This window comes from Nocardia acididurans (assembly GCF_016741815.1).
In the GTDB taxonomy this organism is placed as follows: Bacteria; Actinomycetota; Actinomycetes; order Mycobacteriales; family Mycobacteriaceae; genus Nocardia; species Nocardia acididurans.
On record NZ_JAERRJ010000005.1, the window covers coordinates 49,098 to 70,906 of the forward strand.

Below are 21,809 nucleotides of genomic sequence, written 5' to 3' on the forward strand. Positions count from 1 at the left end.
GATTACGCGCACTGCACATCCAGCAACGGCCGTAGCCTCACTCGGGCGAGGTGAGCTGCGGATTCCAGCCCGGAGCGAGTCGCTGCTCCAGCCACTCCCGCAGGGCCGGGCCGTATTCCTCTCGTTCCAAAGCGAAATCGACCGCAGCACGAAGATAACCGCCCGGATTGCCCAGATCGTGCCGCGACCCACGGTGGACCACGACGTGTACCGGGTGACCTTCCGAAATCAGCAGGGCGATGGCGTCGGTCAGCTGGAGTTCACCACCCGCGCCCGGGGTGATGCGGCGCAGGGCGTCGAAGATCGCGCGGTCCAACAGGTATCGGCCGGCCGCGGCGTACGTGGAGGGAGCGTCGGCCAGGGCGGGCTTCTCCACCATGCCGTTCACCTTGAGCACATCGGCGGACGCGCCGGGCAGGGTTTCGACGTCGAAGACGCCGTACGCGCTGACCTGGTCCTTCGGCACGTCGATGGCGCACAGCACCGAACCGCCGTACGTGTCACGCACTTTGGCCATCACGGCGAGCACGCCCGAGGGCAGCACCAGATCGTCCGGTAGCAGCACGGCGACCGCCGTCTCGTCCGCGTCGAGGACCGATTCCGCCTGTGCCACCGCATGTCCCAGGCCGAGCGGCTCCTCCTGCACCACCGAGGTGACGTCCAGCAGGCCCGGGGCCTTGCGCACCTTCTCCAGCAGCGCGAACTTGCCGCGCTCGGCGAGGGTGCTCTCCAGCACCAGATCCTCGACGAAATGCGCTACCACGCCGTCTTTTCCGGGCGAGGTGACGATGACGAGGCGATTGGCGCCGGAGTCCGCGGCCTCGGCGGCGACCAGTTCGATGCCCGGGGTGTCGACCACCGGGAGCAACTCCTTGGGCACCGTCTTGGTCGCGGGCAGGAACCTCGTGCCGAGCCCGGCCGCGGGCACCACCGCGGTGCGGAAGCATGACTCGGTTCCGCCGCCATTAGCTGTCATGAGCTCACCCTATCCATCCGTCACTTGTGCCGGAGCGTCCTTCATCTCCGCCTCGGCATCCCCGAGAGCCTAAGGGGCACGGCGAGCACGGGCGCACCGAACGCCCGACCGTGCATTCAACTTCGCACCTCGCGCGGGGTTTCGCACCCGCAACGACTTTTCGTCACACGAACTGAACGGTTCTGTGTGGGCGTTCCCCGCCGGCGCACCGGCAAACCATGCCGATCACCACAGCACCTATCGTGAGGAGGTGAGCGACGGTCAGCGGGACAAAAAGGCATGGCGGGAGGAGATTCTCGCGCGCCGGAAACAGGTGTCCGCGGCGCAGCGCGAACGTGAGGCAACCGCGCTGACCACGGGGGTTATGAACCTCGGCACACTCGGCTGGGTCGGCGCGTACGTGCCCGTCGGCGGGGAGCCGGGCGCACTCGCCATGCTCGACGCGCTGCGCGCGGGCGGTGCGCGGGTGCTGCTGCCGGTGACCGGGGAACCCGGGCCGCTGGAATGGGCCGAGTACACCGGGCCGGAAGGCTTGCGGCGCGGGCGATTCGGATTGCGCGAACCGGCCGGGGAGCCGATCGCGAATGCCTTGGCGAAGGCCGACGCGCTGCTGATTCCCGCATTGGCGGTGGATCGCCGGGGCGTGCGATTGGGGCGCGGGGCCGGATATTACGACCGGAGTTTGGCGCAGTGCCGTGCCGATGCGCGGTTGATTGCGGTCGTACGCGACGATGAACTCGTCGACCATTTGCCGGAAGAGCCGCACGACCATCGAATGGGATGGGCGCTCACCCCGTTCGGCGGGTTGCTGGAGCTGGCCGACGACCCTGGGAATTGACACCCGATTGGCAGTGTTGGCACTGTCAGCTGTAGAGTGCTAATTCGACGAAGACTGTGGAGGTTACCCGATGCCTACTTACTCGTATGCGTGCACCGAGTGCGACAACAAGTTCGACATCGTGCAGTCCTTCTCCGAAGACGCACTGACGGTCTGCCCGGCGTGCAGCGGCAAGCTGCGCAAGCTCTTCAACTCCGTCGGCATCGTCTTCAAGGGCAGCGGCTTCTACCGCACCGACTCGCGCAACGGGTCCACCTCCAGCGAGCCCGCGAAGGCGGCCTCCTCGGACAGCAGCTCCACCTCGACCCCGTCGGCCCCCTCCACGTCGACCGCGTCCAGCACCCCCAGCAGCACCTCCGCCGCCTGACGGCCGCGCCTGCGGCGCGAAGGGAAGCGGGATTCGGGGGCGTTGCCCCCGGACCCCCGCGTTCGGCGGCGCGGGCCGGAGATACGAAAGCCGTCTTCTCCACAGGGCTTTCGTTATCCACAGGGTGTCCGATGCGGGAGGTTTCGCAGCTCTCGGGGTAGGGCCGCGATCGTAGGCTGCGCGTCATGTCCCGGCTGGAGTTCATCACTCGATTGCGGCCCGTGTGGGCCGACAGCATGGTTGTACGCCGCGTGGCAGCCGTGGGATTGTGCCTGCTCGCGGCCGTTGTGGCGATGCGGGGCGACCCCGGGGATCGGCGGGATACGACCCTGGTCGCGACGCGGGATCTGCCGCCCGGTCATGTGTTGCGCAGCGGGGACCTGCGGGTTGTCGAACGGGCGGCGGACACGCTGCCCGCGGGGGTTGTCCGCGAGGCCGAACGGTTGATCGGCGGAACACTCACCGGGGCTTTGGGAGCAGGTGAGGTGATCACCGAGTTGCGGGTGGTGGGGCCGCGGCTGGCGGCGGTGGCGGGTGGGTCCGCCGATGCGCGGATTGTGCCGGTTCGACTGGCGGACAACGCTGTTGCGGACATTCTCCGGAGCGGGGATCGGGTGGATGTGGTGGCCGCCGCCGAGGACGGCGCGGCGGGGCGGCCCGCGCGACTGCTGGCCACCGACGCGGCTGTCGTGCTGATCTCCGCCCCGAAAAGCGAACGGGGGCAGGGGGAACGAGTCGTGCTGGTGGCGCTGGACGCGCGGCGGGCGGCGATTGTCGCGGCGGCTTCGCTGCATACCGCGCTGACGGTGGTCTTTCATTGAGCGTCGCCGCGACGAATACGGTAGTCATATTCAGGCATGCGCATAAGCAAACAATCGGCTATGGTCGGCCGCGATGATTGCCATGCCGCCGCTCGCCGGGTCCATCCACCTACCGGACGCACCGCCGTCGATCGGGGCCATGCTGGCGTGGAATCCGCAGCACGTACCACTGCTGCCCGTCGTGGCGATCGCGTTGGCGCTCTTGTACATCCGGGGCGTGCTGCGGATGCGGGAAACGGGGCGCGCGTGGGCGTGGTGGCGGACGGCCAGCTTTCTGAGCGGCTGCCTGGCGCTGTTCCTGGTCACCGGCCTGGCCATCGAGGGCTACGGGTTCCGCCTGTTCAGCGCGTGGATGTTTCAGCATCTGACGCTGTCGATGCTGATTCCGCCGCTGTGGGTGCTGGGTTCGCCCGGCGTGCTGCTGTTGCGGGCCACACCGCATCACGGGGTGGGCAGGCTGGTGCTGGGGGCGGCGCTGACGGCCCTGCGCAGCCGCGCCGCGCGGGTGCTGCTGCATCACGGGTTCACGATTCCGGTGTTCCTGTTCAGCTACTACGCCGTCTACCTGACCTCGATCCTCGATGTGGTGGGTTCGAATCTGGCGGGACACCTCGCGCTGGAGGTGTTCTTCCTGGCCGGCGGGCTGCTGTTCATCGTGCCCGTGCTGTCCACGGGTCCGCTGCCGTTCCGGCAGACCAATCTGGGCCGGTTCTTCGACCTGTTCGTGGAGATGCCGCTGCACGTGTTCATCGGCGTCATCCTCATGATGGCGAGCGCGCCCATGGTGGCGCTGTTCGCCGATCCGCCGGCCGGCTGGAATGTGGACGTGCTCGCCGATCAGAAGCTCGCGGGCGGGCTGGCCTGGTCCTACGGTGAGCCGGTCGCCCTGATCGTGGTGCTGGTGTTCGCCGCCCGCTGGCGGCGCGACGAGGTGCGCGAGAGTTCCATCGCCGAGAAATACGATCGCGACGGTGGTGGCAGCGAACTACTCGCATACAACGCATTCCTGGAATCTCTGCACGACAAATCCGGCAAGACCCCCTATGCTTCAGAAAATCCGAAGGCTTAGCGAACAACTGGCATCCCCATGCACGACCGAAGGAGTTTCGGCAATGCTCAAGGGTTTCAAGGATTTCCTGATGCGCGGCAATATCGTCGACCTGGCCGTCGCCGTCGTCATCGGCACGGCGTTCACGGCCATCGTCACCGCCTTCAGCAACGGCGTCATCAATCCCCTGCTCGCGATCTTCGGCGGCAGCAACGAACTCGGCCTGGGCTTCCAACTGGTGGCCGATAAACCCGCCACCTTCGTAGCGGTCGGCCCCATCATCACCGCGGCCCTCAACTTCGTCCTCATCGCCGCCCTGCTCTACTTCATCGTGGTGCTGCCCGCCACCCACGCCAAGCAGCGCTGGGGCAAAGCCGACGACGCCCTCACCGACACCGACCTGCTGCGCGACATCCGCGATCTGCTCGCCGAGAATCGCAACGGCGGCAACGGATCCGGCGGCGGCCGCCACGAAATCTGAAGGTGGCCACAAAGAAACGGGCCCAGTGCGAAAAGCACTGGGCCCGTTTCTTTATCGAGCGGAGTTGATCAGCCGATGCTGAAGGGCTGGCCCCACAGGGTGACCCAGCTCATCACGTTGTCGGTCTCGACCTGCACCTGCACGAAGGACCGCGCCTGGGCGTAACCGCCACAGCCGCTCAGGCCGATGGTGCTGTCGGCCCAGGTGACCGAGCCGTGCGAGCCCTTGAACTTGTTCTTGCCGCTGTGGTCTTCGTTGCCGAAGTCGTCGGCGGACTCGATGTCGAGCAGGTAGAACGCGCGGGCCTGGCCGGGGCCGAGGCTCAGGCTGCCACCGGTGGTGGCACCGGCGGAGACGTTGCCCTCCCAGTCGCTGCCGACCTCGCCGCCGACCTCGCTACCGCCGCCGGCGATGTTGACCTGGCAACCCACGACGTAACCCGGGCGGATCTTGCCGCCCACATCGCCGTTGGCGCCGGACAGCTCGACCTGAGCGGAGCCGGAGACCCACGCGTTGCGATGGACCGGGCTCGAGCCCATGGACGGGCTGATGACTGCCGACTCGCCGACCAGCTTGACGGTCACCACGGTGCCATCGGTCAGGGTCTTGGTGATCTGGCCGCCCGGCAGCGGCACGAAGGTGTCGGCGTTGGCAGCGCCGGTGGAAAACAGGCCGAGAGCGGCGGCAGAGACGGCACCCACACCGGCCACCCGCGCCATGGTCTTACGGATGTTCATTCTTTTGTTCCCTCAGGGTTTGAATTCGCTTGCGCGAGAAGATTTTTAACGGTTGGGGCCACGTCAGCCGATGCTGAAGGGCATGCCGTAGAGGGTGGTCTTCGAGTAGTGGTCGCCGATGATCTCGACGACGGTGTACGCGCGCGCCTGCGCGTAACCCGCGCAACCCTGGATCTGGATCTCGGCGTCCATGTACTCGACCGAGTAGACACCCGCCTTCTTGATGTCCTTGCCCTGGATCTCGACGAAGCCGACCTCGCCGGGTCCGAGGTTCAGGCCGAGGCCGCCGCTGACACTGACACCGTCGGTGCTGATGCCGCCGCCGACATTGGCGCCGATGGCGTCATCGGCGATGGACACCTGGCAACCGACGATGTAGCCCGTGCTGATCCGGGACGTACCGTGGGTCGAAGAGTTGTTGGTGCCAGGGCTGTTCCGGGGACCGTTCCAGGGCCCGACTTCGCCCTCGGGGGTCTCGGTGACATCGGCGGTGACGGTGCCGTTGACCCACACGGTACGGCCGGCGCCGTTGGCGGCGAGCGACGGCGACACAATCGCGCGCTCACCCGTGCGGGTGATGGTCACGGTCCCGCTGGGAGACACCTTCTGGCCGTCCGGCAACGGCACGAAGGTATCGGCATTCGCAGCACCAGTCGAAAAAAGGCCCATGGCCACGGCCGCCGCCGCACCGATGCCCGCAAAACGGGCACCGCGACGAAGACCGTTGGTGCGGTTCTCGCTCATACTTCCCCTCATCAGGTTTCTTGCGGTCAGCCCCGACCACCGGAGCTGAAAAGGGTTCTCGCGAACCCCGGGTAGAGTTTGTCGCCACATTGTTGCCGCTGTGTTACTGCTAACAAATTCTTTATATGTTGCGACGCAGGGCACTTTACATCACAGAAGTGACCCGCGAGGCGTGAGAGAAGATAGAACCTGAACAACTGACAACGGCCCGTACTTATGCGGGGCCTGCTATGAATAGCGCGCCGAACCCCCGGATACGCAAAAGGCCCGGTGCGAATCGCACCGGGCCGTTGCTGTTCCCACGAAGTGGGAAGGAATCAGCCGAGGCTGAAGGGCTGACCCCACAGGGTCACATCGGAAACCACATTGTCGGTCTCGACCTTGACGGTCACGAAGGACCGCGCCTGGGCGTAACCACCGCAACCGTTCAGGTTGATGGTCTCGTCGGCCCAGGTAACCGAACCGCTATTGCCCTGGAACTTGTTGCGCGCGTAGTGCGCTTCGGAACCGAAGTCGTCCGGCGCTTCCTGATCGAGGATGAAGAAAGCCTTGGACTGGCCGGGGCCCAGGGTCAGGTTGCCGCCCACATTGGCGCCCGCCTTGGGGGTGACCGACTGGCCGCTGACCTCGCCCGAACCCTCGGCGCCGCCGGAGGCGCCGCCACCGGCGATATTGACCTGGCAGCCCACCACGTAACCCGGGTAGATCTTGCCGCCGACACCGCTGTTGTTGCCGGAGATGTCGACCTGCGCCGAACCGGAAACCCACGCGTTGCGGTGCAGCGGGGTGGAACCCAGCGACGGGTTGATATTGGCGGATTCGCCGACCATGCGCACGGTCACGACGGTGCCGTCCGACAGGGTCTTGGTGATGGCGCCGCCGGGCAGCGGCACGAAGGTGTCGGCGTTCGCGGCGCCGGTGGAGAACAGGCCGATGGCGGCGGTGGCGGCAACGCCGACACCGGCCACGCGGGCCACGGTCTTGCGGATGCTCATGATGAATTCCCTCTAGGGTTGAATTCGCTTACGCGAGTAGAGAATTGGGGCGTCTGCGGACCAGCGTCAGCCGAGGCTGAACGGCTGCCCGTAGAGGGTGGTCTTCGAGTAGTGATCGCCGATGATCTCGACGACGGTGTACGCGCGCGCCTGCGCGTAGCCCGCGCAACCCTGGATTTCGATCGGCACGTCCTGGTACTCGACCGAGTAGGTGCCCGGCTTCAGGATGTCCTTGCCGTCGATGCCGACGAACTTGACCTCGCCGGGGCCGAGGTTCAGGCCGAGCGAGCCGCTCACGCCGCCGCCGGTGAGGCTGGCGCTGGCGCCTGCGCCCGCCGAGATGGCGTTGTCGGCCAGGCTGACCTGGCAGCCGACGATGTAGCCGGTGCTCAGGCGGGAGGCGCCGTGGGTGGAGGAGTTGTTGGATCCGTGGCTGTTGGTCGGGCCGTTGTTCGGGCCCACCTCGCCGGCGGGGGTGGCGGTGACGTCGGCGACCACATTGCCGCTGAGCCACGCGGTCCGTCCGGCGCCGTTGGCTGCCAGGGACGGGGAGATCACGGCGTGCTCGCCGTTGCGGGTGATGGTGACGCCTGCTCCAGCCTTCTGACCGTCCGGCAACGGTACGAAGGTGTCGGCATTCGCGGCGCCAGTGGACAGGAGTCCGAGCACCACGGTTGCGGCCGCGCCGATTCCGGCGGCACGGGCAAGGTGGGCACCACGAGCGGTGCGATTCTCGCGCATATTTTCCCTCATCAGGTTCTTCCGTACGGACATCGACCACCGATGCCGCAAAGGAGTCGCTACGCGGTCAGATTCCCCACCGAAGCAAGAGCAAGCACGACAAGCAAAGTGCAGGCACTCAGCCCAAACCCTTAAGACCCGTAGGTTTTGTGACTCGCATGCGACCATAGTCACAACAGCAATCACTTAGCAACAAGAGTGTGCGCGAGCAGTGCGAGTCACTGTGCTAATAGACAGCAAATCAATTGGGCCGAAGCGCCCGAGATGTGCGCGTGATGCGCGGAGATGTGCCCGTGATAGGGGCCTCAGCCGTGATGCGGCGGAACCTGGGAGCGCAACCAGTCGTCGGAGGACTGGCCCTGATCAGGTTCGGGCGAGCGCTCGTCGCGCGTGGTGGACGGCAGCGGATCGCCGAAAATGCGCGCGAGCCTGGCCGCGTCGGCGGCCGAGAGACGACGACGCCCCGCCCGGCGCGGTGCCGGACGGGGCTCGTCGGAAGACGAATCGGCCGCCTCGGGCCGATCAGCGTCTGACGTCATTCCGCCAGACCGGACAGCTCGTCGATGACGCGGCTCGCCAGCGGACCCAGCGTGGCCATGCCGTCACGAATGGCGGCGCGCGAACCCGGCAGGTTCACCACCAGCGTGCTGCCCGAGACACCGGCCAGACCACGCGACAGGCCCGCGTCCAGCGAACCCGAGGCCAGTCCGGACGAGCGCAACGCCTCGCTGATGCCGGGCAGCACGCGGTCGAGCACCTCCTCGGTGGCCTCCGGGGTCACATCGCGCGGGGACATGCCGGTGCCGCCGACCGAGATGACCAGGTCGACACCGCCGATCACCGCGGTGTTCAGGGCATTGCGGATCTCGACCTCGTCGGCCTGCACCGAGACGGAGGCGTCGACGAGGAAGCCTGCCTCGGTGAGTAGTTCGGTGACCAGCGGACCGAGCGAATCCACCCCGCCATGGGCGGTTCGGTCGTCGACGACCACGACAAGTGCACGGCCGGCCACAGCGGCATCGATTTCCATGGTGCTCACCGTAGCGCCCTTGTCGGACAAGAGCTCCCACTCCCCGTCGGGTTTGACCCGGATCTGTGGCATGGGAACCCGGCTGTTCTCGTGCTGCATCATCGGCCGCCTTCCGCCGTCGCCTCGCCGAGGGTCACCTCGACGGTCTTGGAATTGTTGCCCTGCTCATCGGTGTAGGTGATCTTCACCTTGTCGCCCGGCTGATGCGAGCGCACCGCGGCGATGAGCGCGTTGCCCGAATCGATGGGCGTGTCATCGACTTTCGTGATGATGGAGTTGTTCGGGATGTTCGCCTTGGCCGCCGGGCCGTCGGGGGTCACCTCGAGGACGCGCGCGCCGTTCACATCGTCGGCGCCGCGCACCTTCACGCCGATCTGCGCGTAGGTGACCTTGCCGTTCTTGATCAGCGCGTCGGCGACGCGGCGGGCCTGATCGACCGGAATCGCGAAACCGAGTCCGATGGAACCGCTTTGCGCGCCCGCGGCCTCCGCGACGCCGAGGGTGGCGATGGCGGTGTTGATGCCGATCAGCTTGCCCTGCATATCCACCAGCGCACCGCCGGAGTTGCCGGGGTTGATGGCGGCGTCGGTCTGGACGGCGTTGATGACGGTGCCGGTGGAACCGGCCTCACCGCTGGTGGACACCGGGCGGTTGAGGGCCGAGACGATGCCGGTGGTCACGGTGCCGGCCAGGCCGAGCGGCGACCCGATGGCGACCACGGACTCGCCGACCTGGAGATTGGCCGAGTTGCCGAGTTCGACCGGGGTCAGGCCCTGCTTGTCGACCTTGATGACCGCCAGGTCCGAGACCGGGTCCGCGCCGATCAGCGTGGCGGGAGCGGTGCTCCCGTCGCTGAACGCGACCTCCATCTTGGCGTTCGGGCCGGCGCCGCTCACCACGTGATTGTTGGTGAGGATCTTGCCGTCCGAGGACAGGATCACACCGGATCCCTCACCCTCGGCCTTGTTGCCCGCGACGCGGATCATGACGACGCTCGGCACCACCTTCTGGGCGACGGCCTGCACCGAGCCGGCCGGTGCGCTCACCACGCCGCTGACATTGGTGCGCGGGCCGTCGAGGGCATTGGTCACCGCCGGGCGGCCGCTGTCGCGGGTGGCCAGCGATCCGACAGCACCGCCGATGCCACCGCTCAGCAACGCCAGCACGATCGCACCGGCCACCAGACCGGTCTTCGAATTCCGTTTCGGCGCAGCGCCTCCCGGCCCAGCCGGTGCGCCCGGCCCGCCCGGTGCCCCGGGAACGCCCGGAAGCCCCGGGTAGCTGGTCCCCGGCCCGCCCGGCTGCCCGGGCGCACCGAAGATCGGCTCGGTCGGCTGATGCCCGCCCGGCTGGGCGTACCCCGCCCCCGACGCGGAGTACGCCTGCTGCCCGAAGGCGCCGACCGGCGGCAACTGCTGGGTGGGCGCGCCACCGTGCATCGCCCCGCCCGAGAACACCGGCGCCGCACCGAATCCCGGCGCGGCGGGGGCATGACCCGCGCCCGCGCCGGAGGATGGCGACGCGGCCGCACCGGGCGACTGCGGCGCGGCCGGCTCGACGGCCTGCGACGGGGTGGCATCGGCGAACCCGTCGAACGGCTGCCGCTGCGCGCCTTCGCCGTATCCGCGACTCCACTCCGAACCGCGCTGCGGCTCACCGACCGAACCACCGTGCGGCTGCGCACCGGCCCCGGCGGACGCGCTCTGCTCCCGCCCGCTGGAGTCACCGAAAGCGCTCTGCGGCTGGGCACTGAAGGCCCCTGACCCGCTGGCCGCATCCGACGCACCTTGTGCCTGCGCGCTGGAGCCCGCGAGCGTGCCGTGCGCCTGAGCGCCGTAGGGGTCATCGGGCGGCGTGGCGGGGGCGCTCGCACCGCTGCCCTGCGCCGAGCCGGATGGGGTGCGGGCGGCGGGGTCGAGCGATGCGGGGGTGGAGCCGGATAGGTCGGTGGGGCGCTGAGCGGGGCTGGACTGGGCCGGGGCGGGGGTGCTGCCGTCCGGCTGGGCGGGGCTGCCCGGGGTTCCCTCGGGTCCGGTGCCCCGCGTGTCCTTCGAATCCTCGGTCATTTTCTCGTTTCTCCTCGAGTCTCTGGGCCAAGCCTGGCCTTGTGGACTGAGAGCGGACTGAGACCGTGCTTGCTTTTCCCCGAGCTTTCGAGCGCTTCCGGTTCTGCGGCAGGCACGGCTGACACTACCCGGCGGCGGGGCCGGTGGCCGGGGAGTCGTCGGGGGCGCCGGGCTCACCGGGCAGCACGATGTTGATGCGCGCGCCGCCGCGCTGCGAGGTCTCCACGGCGATGGTGCCGCCGTGCTTGGTGACCACCTGCTTCACGATGGCCAGCCCGAGTCCGGAGCCGGGCATGGAGCGGGCCGAGGTGGCCCGGTAGAAGCGCTCGAAGATGAGCTCGCGCTCCTCCGGCGGGATACCGGGCCCGGCGTCGTCGACGGCGATCTCCAGCAGCCCGTGCGACACCTCGCGCATGGTGACGTGCACCTGCTCGCCCGAGGCGTTCCACTTGGCCGCGTTGTCGAGCACATTGAGGATCGCGCGTTCCAGGCTGGCCTCGTGGCCGTAGACGAGCCACGGGCGCAATTCCGCCACGAATTCGATGCCCACGCGGCGGCGGCGTGCGCGTTCGAGCGCGCGTTCCACCACATCGGCCATATCGACCTGCTCGTAGACCGCGTCCGGGGCGTCCTCGCGGGCCAGGTCTACGAGATCGCCGACCAGTGTGGACAATTCCTCGATCTGCGCCATCACGTCCGAGCGCAGTTCGGCCATGTCCTCGTCGGGGATCTGCGGTGCGCCGGGGCGGCTGGAGGCGATCAGCAACTCCATATTGGTGCGCAGCGAGGTGAGCGGGGTCTTGAGTTCGTGGCCCGCGTCGGCCACCAATCTGCGCTGCCTTTCCCGGGATTCGGCCAGCGCGCGCAGCATGGTGTTGAAACTCTCGGTGAGCCTTGCCAATTCGTCGTCGCCGGTGACCGGAATGGGGGTCAGGTCGTCGGTGCGCGCCACGCGTTCGGTGGCGGCGGTGAGCCGGGCGATGGGCCGCAATCCGGTGCGGCCCACCGCGGTTCCCGCCGCGGCGGCCAGCATGACGCCGCAGCCGCCGACCACGAACAGCAGCCAGGCCAGCCGGTCGAGCACTTCCCGGGTGGGCTGCAGGCGCTGCGACACCACCAGCGTGGAGCCGGAGTGTGTGCGGCGGGCCAGGACTCGCTGATTGTCGACGGTGCGCAGCGAGTACGCGAGTTCCCCGCGCGCTACCGCCATCTCCTGTTTGCCGATGGGCGGGCCGATCGGGTAGCTGACGCGATTGTCGTCGAGCTGCGCGTCCGGGTAGATGAGCGCGACCCCGATGTCGTTGGAGTACAGGCTGCCCCAGAACAGCAGCTGCAGCGGATTCATCGAATCCACGTTGTTGTCGATCAGCACCGAGGACCGGGTGCGCAGCTGATTGTCGACCTCGTTGTACAGCGAGCGCGCCACCATCGCATAGGCCGCGATGGAGGTGAAGGCGACGGCCACGGCCACCACCGAGGCGGCCAGCAGCGTCACCCGCCAGCGCAGCGACACCGAACTGGTGAGCGGCATGGGCGGGCGCATGTCCGCCGGTTCCTGCCGCTGCGTGAGCGCGGCGACGCCGGTCCGCCGGGAGACGGTTCTACCCACGAGCCCGGCCCCTACGGAGGCGTCTCGCGCAGCACGTAGCCGACGCCGCGCACGGTGTGGATGAGCCGCGGTTCACCGTCGGCCTCGGTCTTGCGGCGCAGGTAGCCGATGTACACCTCGAGCGCGTTGCCGGAGGTCGGAAAGTCGTAGCCCCACACCTCTTCCAGGATGCGGCTGCGGGTGAGCACCCGGCGCGGATTGGCCATGAGCATTTCCAGCAGCGAGAACTCGGTGCGGGTGAGGCTGATGGCGCGTTCGCCGCGCCAGACCTCGCGGGTGACGGGGTCCAGGGACAGGTCGGCGAACTTCATGGTCTCCGACGCCTCGTTGCCGGAGTCGACGGAGGTTCGACGCAGCAGGGCGCGCAGCCGGGCCAGCAGTTCCTCGAGGGCGAAGGGCTTGGGTAGGTAGTCGTCGGCGCCGGCGTCGAGTCCGGCGACGCGTTCGGAGACCGAATCGCGTGCGGTGAGTACCAGAATCGGCAGATCGTCGCCGGTGCTGCGGAGTCGGCGGCACACCTCGAGGCCGTCGAGGCGGGGCATCATCACATCGAGTACCAAGGCGTCGGGACGCTGCCCGGTGACCTTCTCGAGGGCGTCGAGTCCGTCGACGGCGAGGTCGACGGTGTACCCGTTGAAGGTCAGCGAACGACGTAGCGATTCCCGGACCGCGCGGTCGTCGTCGACTACCAGAATGCGCATGGGGTCCAGTCTGCCCAGAGCGACTGAGAAGTGACTGAGAAGGTCGCATTCGACACGCCGGGAGGCTCGGCGCTATGACCTGCGCCTTTCACCGCATGTGCGAATCCGCGTACCTATTCGCCGGGTATGCCTGATCGAAAGACGTTGCGCGGGGCCAGCTTTCGTATTGACATACGAAAGGTAGTCCGAATTGCCGTTACTCAGCTCACGCGGTATGTTGCAGGCCGTACAAAAAGACCTCTAGTTGGTTCCGCGCGGGATTCGACCCCGAAGCCCCACAACCGCATACAGCCCGGGGGTCACTCGTGAAAGCGGAGGCGACGGAAGCGGGATGGAAGCGACACCCCGGTCCTGGCAATTCAGCCTGTCCAACTGGCCCGTCACACGCAAGGTCGGCATCGTACTGGTGCTCCCGGTGTTGCTCGCCTCGACGTTCGCGGTACTGCGTATCGACAGCGAATTGCAGACCATCGACAAACTGCGCACTGCCACCGAACAGGCGGCCTTCTTCCGGCCGACCATCAAGTTCGAGGCCGCCGCAGAGGAACTCGCCGTCACGGCCATAGCCGGCTACGGCAATCCGGAGACCGATCCGGCCCTCGACACCGCGACAGGCAAATTCGATCAGGCGGTCGCCGATCTCGAATCACAGCTGCGCGCGTCCAAAGCCGACGTGGCCGTGGTCGATCAGCTGACCCAGGCGATCAGTCTGGCCAAGACCATGCGCAACAACCTGCGGACCGGTGCGGCGGCCACCATCACCGAACAGGTGCAGCAACTTTCGACCAAGGTGCAGGCCGCGCTCAACCAGTCGGACGCGATCTCCGACTCCCGGGTGCAGCCGCTGTTCCTTCAGGTCGGCACGGCCATCACGGCCCAGCGCCTGCTCACCGAACAGCGCATGATGCTGGCCTCGCCCGACATCACGCGCAATCCGATCACGCGGGTCAAACTGCTCACCGTGATCGGCGCCGAGATCACCATGCTCGGCGTGTACAGCGGCATCAATCCGGCGATGGCCCCGAACGCCAAGGCGCTCAACGAGTCCGCGCAGGCCCGCATCGGCCTGCTGGCCTCGAACCCGGCCGATCCGGGCACCGCGCCGGGCATGCAGGAGAGCATCCGCGCCAGCATGGACGCCTACTCCACCGAATCCCTCGGGATCGCGGAGAAGCTGGACGACAAGCTGGCCGAGCTCACCACCGAGGCCCGCAACAACGTGCTCCGCGATACCTCGATCGTGGTCGGCATGCTGCTGGCCGGTCTGGCCATCGCGCTCGTGGTCGCCCGCTCGCTGGTCGTCCCGGTCCGCCGCCTGCGGCGCGACGCGCTGCAGGTCGCGCACATCGACCTGCCGCAGGAACTCGAAACCGTGCGAAACGGCGGCGCCACGCCGGAGATCACCCCGGTCGACGTGCACACCACCGAGGAGATCGGCCAGCTGGCCCGCGCCGTCGACGACATCCACGCGCAGGCGCTCCACCTCGCCGCCGAACAGGCGCGACTGCGCCTGCAGATCGGCAACATGTTCGAGACGCTGTCGCGCCGCAGCCAGTCCCTCGTGGAGCAGCAGCTCTCGCTCATCGAGGAACTGGAACGCGACGAGGACGATTCGGAGCGGCTGCAGTCCCTGTTCCGCCTCGACCACCTCGCCACGCGTATGCGCCGTAACGGCGACAACCTGCTGGTGCTCGCCGGAACCGCGCTGCGCCGTGGACATCTCGCGCCGGTGCCGCTGTCGGACATGCTGTGGTCCTCGGTCTCCCAGGTGGAGGACTACCAGCGCGTCGAGATCGGCACCGTGCCCGACGGCATCGTCGCGGGCGAGCCCGCCGTCGACGTCGAGCACCTGATGGCCGAGCTGATCGACAACGCGCTGCGCTACTCCCCGCCGTCCACTCCGGTGGCGGTGTCGGTGGCACGGGCGGTGGACGGCGGCTATCTCATCGAGATCACCGACCGCGGTCTCGGCATGAACGCCGAGGATCTGCAGTCCATCAACGACCGGCTCGCCTCCGGTGGCGAGGTCAATGTCGAGACCGCCCGCCGCATGGGTCTTTTCGTCGTCGGCCGGCTCGCCAAGCGGCACAACATCACGGTCAGCCTGCGCCGCACCTCGGCGATGGTGCAGCAGCCGGGTATCACCGCCAGCGTCCACCTGCCGGGCACCCTCGTCTCGCCCGCGCCGGAACGCAACGGCGGCACCGACGCGACCGGCCAGTACGCGATGGCCGGCGCCGCGCCGGTCGCCAATCCGGCCATCTCGGCGCCGGCGGTGGGGCAACCGCGCCTCATGCCGGTCGCGAACCCGCCGGAACAGCCCCGGGAGCAGCAGCCGCGCTTCGGCGTCACCAGTTCCGGTCTGCCGCAACGCCGGCCGGGCAGCGTCGATCTCACCGACAACACCGGCGAGCAGCCGGTCGTCACCGGCTACCCGGACGACCAGCCGGTCGGCTCCGGATACCCGGGTGCGAAACCGGCCACCACCGGATACGTCGGCGAACAGACCCAGTCCTACAGCTTCGCCGACGCGTTCACCGAACATTCGGATCCCGCCGACGACGCCCCGGTCGACCCGGTCACCACCCAGTACCAGGCCGACTACTGGCGCAACCGCTCCGAAACCGTCACCCCGATCACGCCGATCCCCAGCCACAACACCGAGGAACCCGCGGCCGCACCGGCTTTCGGAAACGGTGCGACCGGCGGATTCGACGCCACCCCCAACACCGGCGACTTCGAACCCGTCCGCGGCGAGCCCGCCGCGGCCGACGTCACCGCGAGCGCTCGCTTCGACAGCGCGCCCGGCGACACCGGATTCAGCCTGGACGGCAACGGGTTCGGCAACGGCTCCGCCGACCGCAACGGTCCGAGCAGCGACCGTTTCGGTCAGGTCAGCCGGATCGGCGGCCAGGACAGCGGCGCGGGCGACGGCCGTGGCGGTCTCGGAATCGGTGGCGGCCAGACGAATCCGGGGCTGCCCGGGATCGGACAGGCCAATGCCGGAACGGCGGGACGCGGCAGCTCCGGATTCGGGGCCGCCGACGGGAAGCCCGCTGGTGAGCGGACCGGCGCGGGTGCCGGTGGTACACAGGGTGGTTCGGGCCTTCCCAGCCGGATGGCCGGCAACGGCAACAGCAATGGCAACGGTTTCAGCGGCAACGGCGCCGCAGGCCCGCAGAGCGGGTCCGGGTTCGGCGGCCGCACCGCCGAAGGTGGAAATGGAAACGGCTTCACCGGCGCCAACGGCGGCGCGGGTGGCGAGAACGGCGGGCGCCCGGCGCCTGCCGCGCCGCAGCGGCCCGCGGCCCCGCAGGCGGGGTTGCGGCCGGTCGGCGACGCGCCGACGCCGATCTTCCAGCGCATGGTGTCGGAGTGGCTGGTGGAACCCGCCGCCGCCGGCGGTGAGTCCGGAGCGGCGTGGTCGTCGTCCTCGGATGCCGGCTGGGCCGCGGCCGAGGAGGCCGCCAACCCCACCACGACCGGCCGCACCCAGGGCGGGCTGCCGATCCGGCGGCCGGGCGCCCAGCTGGTGCCGGGCGGCGTGGCACAGGACGACGAGGGCGGCGCGCGCAATCCGGATGAGATTCGCAGCAGCTTGACCAGGCATCTCAGCGGCGTCCGCTCCGGGCGGGCCGACGCCGAGCACAACGACGACGGAGGGCATGTATGACCGACGCATCGACGACCACGACCGATGACAACCTGAACTGGTTGGTCACCCGGTTCACCCGGGAGGTTCCGGGAGTCTCGCACGCCGTTCTGGTCTCCGCGGACGGCCTGCTGCAGGCCACCAGCCCGCATCTGCCGTCCGATCGCGGCGAGCAGCTTGCGGCCGTCACCGCCGGTCTGGCGAGCCTGTCCAGCGGCGCCGCACAGCTTTTCGAGGGCGGCAAGGTGATGCAGTCCATCGTGGAGATGCAGCGCGGCTACCTGCTGGTCATGACCGTCGGCAACGGCTCGCACCTGGCGGTACTGGCCAACAAGCAGCACGATATCGGCCGCATCGGTTACGAGATGGCGCTGCTCGTGGACCGGGTGGGATCGGTGGTCCAGGCCACCGCCCGCTCCGCCTCCTGATGAGGCGGTTATGAGCACTCCCAACGGCGGCGGCAACCGGCCACCCACCCGGGTCCGCCCCTACGCTTTGACCTCCGGCCGCACCGAACCGGCAGTGGATCTGCCGCTCGAGGCGGTCGTCGAAACCCTGTCCTACACGGCGCATTTCGACTGGCCCGCGGGTGACATCCGCACCGAGATCCTGCGCATGGGAACCGCCCGCCTGTCGGTCGCCGAGATCGCGGCCCACCTGCAGCGGCCCCTGGGCATGATCCGCGTGGTGATCGGCGACCTCGTCGTCGCCGGAACGCTGCGCGTGCACTCCACCCTGAGCGATCAGGCCACCTTCGACGAGCGACGATCTTTGATGGAGAGGACACTGCATGGACTCCGGGCCCTTTGACGGCGGGGGCTACAAAGGCGGCCAGCAGTACACGACGAGTTCGGGTCTGCCGCAGTACACGACCAGTTCGGGTCTGCCGCAGTACCCGCCGCGTCCGGGCGACGAGTCCCGCACCGCATCCACCAAGATCGTGGTCGCGGGCGGTTTCGGCGCGGGCAAGACCACCTTCGTAGGCGCGGTCTCGGAGATCGTGCCGCTGCGCACCGAGGCGATGGTCACCGGCATGTCGGACGGCGTGGACGACCTCGCCGCCACGCCCGGTAAGGAAACCACCACGGTCGCCATGGATTTCGGCCGCATCATCCTGCCCGGCAACCTGGTGCTGTACCTGTTCGGCACGCCCGGACAGCGCCGGTTCTGGTTCATGTGGGACGACCTGATCAAGGGTGCGATCGGCGCGGTGGTGCTGGTGGACACCCGGCGTATCGAGGACAGTTTCGCGGCCGTGGACTTCTTCGAGGCCAAGCAGCTGCCGTTCCTCATCGCGGTCAACCGGTTCCCGGACGCACCGCGCTTCCCGGTCGCCGAACTGCGTGAGGCCTTGAGCGTGCGCGAGGGCGTCCCGATCGTGGATATCGACGCGCGCGATCCGCAGGAGGTGCGGCGGTCGCTGGCCGCGGTCACCGAGTACGCGATCGAGCGGCTGATGGCCGCGCAGCGCGAAACGAGCAGGAACGTCTAGGTATTCAGATACCTAGCGGTACGAAGGCAGCAGGGGTTACGGGTGACTTATTTCTCGATGGGGTACTGGGTCGTCGGCCTGGCCCTGTTCTTCTCGGCGATCGCGGCCGCCTGCGGGCTGGCCTGTATCCGGCAGTCCGAAAAGTCGGAGACGGCGCGATTCCGGACGGTGTGGCTGTTCGTCGCGGGCGCGGCCCTCGGCGGGGCGGGGGTCGGCATGCCGATCTTCATCACGCTGGTCGGACTGCAGGTGCCCGGCAGCAAGCTGCACTACGACGAGACCATGGTCATCCTCGCCTCCGCGCTGTCCGGTTCGGCGGCGTTCGTCGCGCTGCTGGTGGCCGGTCGCTCCCGGAACTGGGTGCGGCTGGCGGCGGGCGGCGTGATCATGGCCGTCGGTATGGCGAGCGTGCACCTGATCTTCGTGTCGGGCATCCGGATTCGCGGCAGCGTCGATCAGAGCGCGCTGGCCATGGCCGGCGTGTTCGCGGTGGCGGCGCTGCTGTCGGCGGCCATGATGTGGCTCATCTACAGCGCGCACAAGCGGCGGCTGCTGCTGGCCGGATCCCTCGTCTACGGCCTGCTCGCGGTCGCCATGCACCTGGTCGGAATGTGGGGACTCGAGGCATATGTCGACCAGACCGCGGACGCGCCGTCGGGTGCGGACCTGTTCAACTATTTCGTGCCGTTCTGGGTGGTCAGTTCCCTTTCGCTGGCGGTGCCGGTGACCGCGATCCTGATCGCGCCCGACCGTCGGGAAGCGCGGCGGCTCGCGCCGGTCATCCCGCAGACCGCGCCCACCACCTCGCTGGCGGCGGCGTCACGGGCGGCGAAATCCACTCGCTGAGCCGTGTTTTCGCCCGCGGCCGAGCGGTCTTCAGCCGCGGGCGGGCTCGAGCAGCGCGAACACCTCGCCCTGCGGGGCGGCCAGCACGGCCATCCGGCCGAACGGTCCGTCCTGGGCGGGCATGAGCACTGTCGCGCCGAGTTCGCTCGCACGCGTGAGGTTTTCGTCGATTCCGTCGACCTGGAACCAGGTGAGCCAGTACGGCTGCTCGGGTGCCGCGCCGTTCACCGTGTCGTCGTTGATGCCGCCGACGGGTTCACCGCGCTCGGGCGGGGTGAAGGTGGCGTAATGCACGCCGGGATCGTCGTATTCGGTGTAGGTGAAGCCGAATACGCTGCTGTAGAAGGCTTTCGCCGTGTCGTAGTCGCCGGTGTGCAGATCGTTCCAGACGTAGGCGCCGTGCTCGCTGTGCACCGCTGCGCCGTTGTGCGCCCGCGCCTCCCATACCGCGAACGGTGCGCCGGAGGCGTCGGCGGCCACGAACATGCGGCCGAATTCCATGACGTCGAAGGCGGGTACCAGCAGGGTGCCGCCCGCGGCGGTCACCTGCTCGGCGGTGGCGTCGGCGTCGGCGACCGCGAAGTACGTCGTCCACACCGAGGGCATGCCGATCTGGGGTTTCGGTCCGATCCCGGCGATGGCCTGCCCGTCGCGCAGCGCCATCAGATATCCGCCCGACTCGTCCCCGCCACCTAGAACATCCCAACCGAACAGTTCGGTATAGAACTCACCGGCTTTCGCGGGATCGTCGACCTGGCAGTCGACCCAGCACGGTGTTCCAGGTGGCCACGCCTCGTCGCGTACAGGCATCGTTTCTCCGTTTCTGAGCAATCGGTCAATCAGGACGACCGCGCGAAACGGAGTGACGCCGATCACACGGCCACCCACAGTCAACCACTCGCCTCCGCCGATGTCCGGGCTTCGCCGCTGCTCGCACCCCCGACTTCCGCAATGCGGCGCGCTCGGCGTGTCTCGCGAATTACAGTGGTACTCATGCGTTTCGGGCTTGACTACGCGGCAGGCCGGCCCGCCGCGAGCGCCATCCGAGCAGCCGGATACGACTTCGTGGTCCGCTACCTGTCCCCCGGCGGTCCCTCACTCCCCGGCAAGCTGCTCACCCCCGCCGAGGCCGACGACCTGCGCGCCCACGGGGTGTCGATCGTGTCCAACTGGGAGACCACCGCCGCCCGTATGCTCGACGGCTACGGCGCGGGCGTCACCGACGCGCGGGCCGCCCTGGCGCAGGTGCTGCGCTGCGGCGGGCGTACCGACCGGCCGATCTACTTCTCCGCCGATTTCGACGCCACCCCGCAACAGCAGCAGCCCATCAACGCCTACCTGGATGGCGCGGCCAGTGTGCTCGGCCGCGCGAACACCGGTATCTACGGCGGATATTGGCCGGTGAGCCGGGCGCTGGACGCCGGCACCGCTACCTGGGCCTGGCAGACCGTGGCGTGGTCGGGCACCAACCGGGATCCGCGCATCGCCATGCTGCAGACCGGTGAACAGGTCTACGTCGACGGGGTGCAGTGCGATGTGAACCACGCCTACCCCGTCGATTTCGGGCAGTGGGATTTCGAACAGGAGGAACCGGACTTGACCCCGGAACAGGAAGAGATGCTGCGCGACATCCAGATCCAGCTGCGCGGACCGGGTCTGTCGGGCTGGCCGCAACTGGGCACCGATGCCGAGGGCCGCAACCGGACGGTGGTGGACGCGCTGGCCGCGGCCCTGATCAAGATCGACGAACTGCGCACGGAAATCAGCGAACTGGAGGCGACGACCGCCGAACTCGAGGAGGAGGTGTCGCGATTGTCCGGGCACCACCACTGGCCGTTCCCGTTCTCGCTCATCGAGGGCCCGGCGACCCTGTTCGCCGAACAGCTGGCGAAACTGGAACAGCTGCTTCCGGATCTACCGCTGCCCGGTTGGGGCGAAGGCCCGAACAGTTCCGCGCGCGAAATCGCGCAAAGCGGACAAATACCGGGATCGAACGGGCGTAAACCCGTATCCGACAGCCCAATTGGCTGATTTGCCGGATTTTGTATGGGATCGTAGATGGCGGGTAAACCGGCCTTGAAGTGGCGATGAGCGGGTTCTCCGGTAATCAGGAGAACCCGCCCTCGGCCACGAGAATACCGTCGCCAGGCCACGAATTCACAACTTTGAGAAGACTTTTTCGCCGCCGGCCCGCCCTCGCCTTTTCAGAGCTTGGTGACGTCGACCAGGCCCAGCCGCACGGCCTTCGCGATGCGGCGCGGCACCTGATGCACGACGCCGTCGACCTTGACCGGAATCAGATCCGGCGGCGTCGCCTTCCACTGCGAACGCCGGGCATGGGTATTGGCCCGCGACATTCTGCGCTTCGGAACAGCCATGTCAGTTCTCCTCTCCAGCAGACGAATTGCGGCCACGAGTCCGCTTTCCGTACTTGCGCTCGAACTTCTCGACGCGTCCCGCGGTATCCAGCAGTCGCGCCGCGCCCGTCCAGAACGGATGCGAATCAGCGGTCACATCGACCACCAGCAGCGGGTAGGTGTTGCCGTCCTCCCACTCGATGGTGCGTTCCGAGACCGCGGTGGACCGGGTCAGGAATTTGTGCCCGGTGCTCACATCCTGGAAGACCACCGGATGGTAGTCGGGGTGGATTCCTGGTTTCATCACT

The 21,809-nt window shown here is 68.2% G+C and carries 24 protein-coding genes; 11 read left to right on the forward strand and 13 right to left on the reverse strand.

Annotated elements, in window-relative coordinates; genetic code table 11:
- Nucleotides 1–37: 37 nt before the first annotated feature.
- Complete coding sequence (locus JK358_RS13470; protein ID WP_201947436.1) at nucleotides 38–976, reverse strand: UTP--glucose-1-phosphate uridylyltransferase; 939 nt, start codon at nucleotides 974–976, stop codon at nucleotides 38–40.
- Between the two features lie 250 nt (nucleotides 977–1,226).
- Here JK358_RS13470 and JK358_RS13475 point away from each other — a divergent pair, with 250 nt between their 5' ends.
- The 5 genes from JK358_RS13475 (at nucleotide 1,227) to mscL (ending at nucleotide 4,531) form a co-directional block, all read left to right on the forward strand.
- The gene (locus tag JK358_RS13475) at nucleotides 1,227–1,814 is read left to right on the forward strand and encodes a 5-formyltetrahydrofolate cyclo-ligase (protein ID WP_201947439.1); all 588 of its coding nucleotides are present in this window, start codon (nucleotides 1,227–1,229) and stop codon (nucleotides 1,812–1,814) included.
- A 70-nt stretch (nucleotides 1,815–1,884) separates the two neighbouring features.
- Complete coding sequence (locus JK358_RS13480; RefSeq protein ID WP_201947442.1) at nucleotides 1,885–2,181, forward strand: FmdB family zinc ribbon protein; 297 nt, start codon at nucleotides 1,885–1,887, stop codon at nucleotides 2,179–2,181.
- A 185-nt stretch (nucleotides 2,182–2,366) separates the two neighbouring features.
- Nucleotides 2,367–3,002 (forward strand): SAF domain-containing protein, encoded by a 636-nt coding sequence (locus JK358_RS13485; protein WP_201947443.1) that lies wholly within the window; start codon nucleotides 2,367–2,369, stop codon nucleotides 3,000–3,002.
- A gap of 73 nt (nucleotides 3,003–3,075) precedes the next feature.
- Nucleotides 3,076–4,071: a cytochrome c oxidase assembly protein gene (locus JK358_RS13490; RefSeq protein ID WP_201947446.1), complete on the forward strand. Its 996-nt coding sequence runs from the start codon at nucleotides 3,076–3,078 to the stop codon at nucleotides 4,069–4,071.
- A 43-nt stretch (nucleotides 4,072–4,114) separates the two neighbouring features.
- Nucleotides 4,115–4,531, forward strand: a complete 417-nt coding sequence (gene mscL, locus JK358_RS13495; RefSeq protein ID WP_201947448.1) for a large conductance mechanosensitive channel protein MscL — start codon at nucleotides 4,115–4,117, stop codon at nucleotides 4,529–4,531.
- A 68-nt stretch (nucleotides 4,532–4,599) separates the two neighbouring features.
- On the opposite strand, the gene JK358_RS13500 is transcribed toward mscL, so the two are convergent.
- From JK358_RS13500 to JK358_RS13540, 9 genes are all read right to left on the reverse strand, one after another.
- Nucleotides 4,600–5,268, reverse strand: coding sequence for an MspA family porin (locus JK358_RS13500; protein ID WP_201947450.1), 669 nt, complete (start codon nucleotides 5,266–5,268; stop codon nucleotides 4,600–4,602).
- A gap of 63 nt (nucleotides 5,269–5,331) precedes the next feature.
- Nucleotides 5,332–6,012 (reverse strand): MspA family porin, encoded by a 681-nt coding sequence (locus tag JK358_RS13505; protein ID WP_201947453.1) that lies wholly within the window; start codon nucleotides 6,010–6,012, stop codon nucleotides 5,332–5,334.
- A 317-nt stretch (nucleotides 6,013–6,329) separates the two neighbouring features.
- Complete coding sequence (locus tag JK358_RS13510; protein ID WP_201947455.1) at nucleotides 6,330–7,007, reverse strand: MspA family porin; 678 nt, start codon at nucleotides 7,005–7,007, stop codon at nucleotides 6,330–6,332.
- A gap of 66 nt (nucleotides 7,008–7,073) precedes the next feature.
- Entirely contained in the window at nucleotides 7,074–7,748 is a 675-nt protein-coding gene (locus JK358_RS13515; RefSeq protein WP_201947458.1) for an MspA family porin, read from the reverse strand.
- 305 nt (nucleotides 7,749–8,053) lie between these two features.
- Nucleotides 8,054–8,287, reverse strand: coding sequence for a hypothetical protein (locus tag JK358_RS13520; RefSeq protein WP_201948458.1), 234 nt, complete (start codon nucleotides 8,285–8,287; stop codon nucleotides 8,054–8,056).
- On the reverse strand, nucleotides 8,284–8,778 hold the full coding sequence (locus JK358_RS13525) for a MogA/MoaB family molybdenum cofactor biosynthesis protein (RefSeq protein WP_201948350.1): 495 nt from the start codon (nucleotides 8,776–8,778) through the stop codon (nucleotides 8,284–8,286). Before JK358_RS13525 ends, JK358_RS13520 begins: the two co-directional genes overlap by 4 nt.
- A gap of 98 nt (nucleotides 8,779–8,876) precedes the next feature.
- On the reverse strand, nucleotides 8,877–10,217 hold the full coding sequence (locus JK358_RS13530) for a S1C family serine protease (RefSeq protein WP_232851310.1): 1,341 nt from the start codon (nucleotides 10,215–10,217) through the stop codon (nucleotides 8,877–8,879).
- A 751-nt stretch (nucleotides 10,218–10,968) separates the two neighbouring features.
- The gene (locus tag JK358_RS13535; RefSeq protein ID WP_201948353.1) at nucleotides 10,969–12,387 is read right to left on the reverse strand and encodes a HAMP domain-containing sensor histidine kinase; all 1,419 of its coding nucleotides are present in this window, start codon (nucleotides 12,385–12,387) and stop codon (nucleotides 10,969–10,971) included.
- Between the two features lie 77 nt (nucleotides 12,388–12,464).
- Nucleotides 12,465–13,154, reverse strand: a complete 690-nt coding sequence (locus JK358_RS13540) for a response regulator transcription factor (protein ID WP_201947462.1) — start codon at nucleotides 13,152–13,154, stop codon at nucleotides 12,465–12,467.
- Nucleotides 13,155–13,485: 331 nt separating this feature from the next.
- Here JK358_RS13540 and JK358_RS13545 point away from each other — a divergent pair, with 331 nt between their 5' ends.
- Genes JK358_RS13545 through JK358_RS13570 form a run of 5 tightly spaced genes read left to right on the forward strand, consistent with a single transcriptional unit; the run spans nucleotide 13,486 to nucleotide 19,144 of the window.
- Entirely contained in the window at nucleotides 13,486–16,827 is a 3,342-nt protein-coding gene (locus tag JK358_RS13545) for an ATP-binding protein (RefSeq protein WP_232851268.1), read from the forward strand.
- Nucleotides 16,824–17,234: a roadblock/LC7 domain-containing protein gene (locus JK358_RS13555; protein WP_201947464.1), complete on the forward strand. Its 411-nt coding sequence runs from the start codon at nucleotides 16,824–16,826 to the stop codon at nucleotides 17,232–17,234. Before JK358_RS13545 ends, JK358_RS13555 begins: the two co-directional genes overlap by 4 nt.
- A 10-nt stretch (nucleotides 17,235–17,244) precedes the next feature.
- A complete protein-coding gene (locus JK358_RS13560) occupies nucleotides 17,245–17,616 on the forward strand; it encodes a DUF742 domain-containing protein (RefSeq protein WP_181583666.1) in 372 nt (123 codons plus the stop codon).
- The gene (locus tag JK358_RS13565; protein ID WP_201947466.1) at nucleotides 17,597–18,298 is read left to right on the forward strand and encodes a GTP-binding protein; all 702 of its coding nucleotides are present in this window, start codon (nucleotides 17,597–17,599) and stop codon (nucleotides 18,296–18,298) included. Before JK358_RS13560 ends, JK358_RS13565 begins: the two co-directional genes overlap by 20 nt.
- Nucleotides 18,299–18,340: 42 nt before the next feature.
- Entirely contained in the window at nucleotides 18,341–19,144 is an 804-nt protein-coding gene (locus JK358_RS13570) for an MHYT domain-containing protein (RefSeq protein WP_201947468.1), read from the forward strand.
- Between the two features lie 30 nt (nucleotides 19,145–19,174).
- Here the strand turns inward: JK358_RS13570 and JK358_RS13575 are convergent, their stop codons facing one another.
- Nucleotides 19,175–19,954, reverse strand: coding sequence for a VOC family protein (locus JK358_RS13575; RefSeq protein WP_201947469.1), 780 nt, complete (start codon nucleotides 19,952–19,954; stop codon nucleotides 19,175–19,177).
- A 183-nt stretch (nucleotides 19,955–20,137) separates the two neighbouring features.
- Between JK358_RS13575 and JK358_RS13580 the strand changes: the two genes are divergently transcribed.
- Nucleotides 20,138–21,175, forward strand: coding sequence for a DUF1906 domain-containing protein (locus JK358_RS13580; RefSeq protein ID WP_201947472.1), 1,038 nt, complete (start codon nucleotides 20,138–20,140; stop codon nucleotides 21,173–21,175).
- Between the two features lie 173 nt (nucleotides 21,176–21,348).
- Here the strand turns inward: JK358_RS13580 and rpmF are convergent, their stop codons facing one another.
- Complete coding sequence (rpmF, locus tag JK358_RS13585) at nucleotides 21,349–21,522, reverse strand: 50S ribosomal protein L32 (protein WP_201947475.1); 174 nt, start codon at nucleotides 21,520–21,522, stop codon at nucleotides 21,349–21,351.
- A 1-nt stretch (nucleotide 21,523) separates the two neighbouring features.
- A complete protein-coding gene (locus JK358_RS13590) occupies nucleotides 21,524–21,805 on the reverse strand; it encodes a type B 50S ribosomal protein L31 (protein ID WP_201947477.1) in 282 nt (93 codons plus the stop codon).
- Nucleotides 21,806–21,809: the final 4 nt, after the last annotated feature.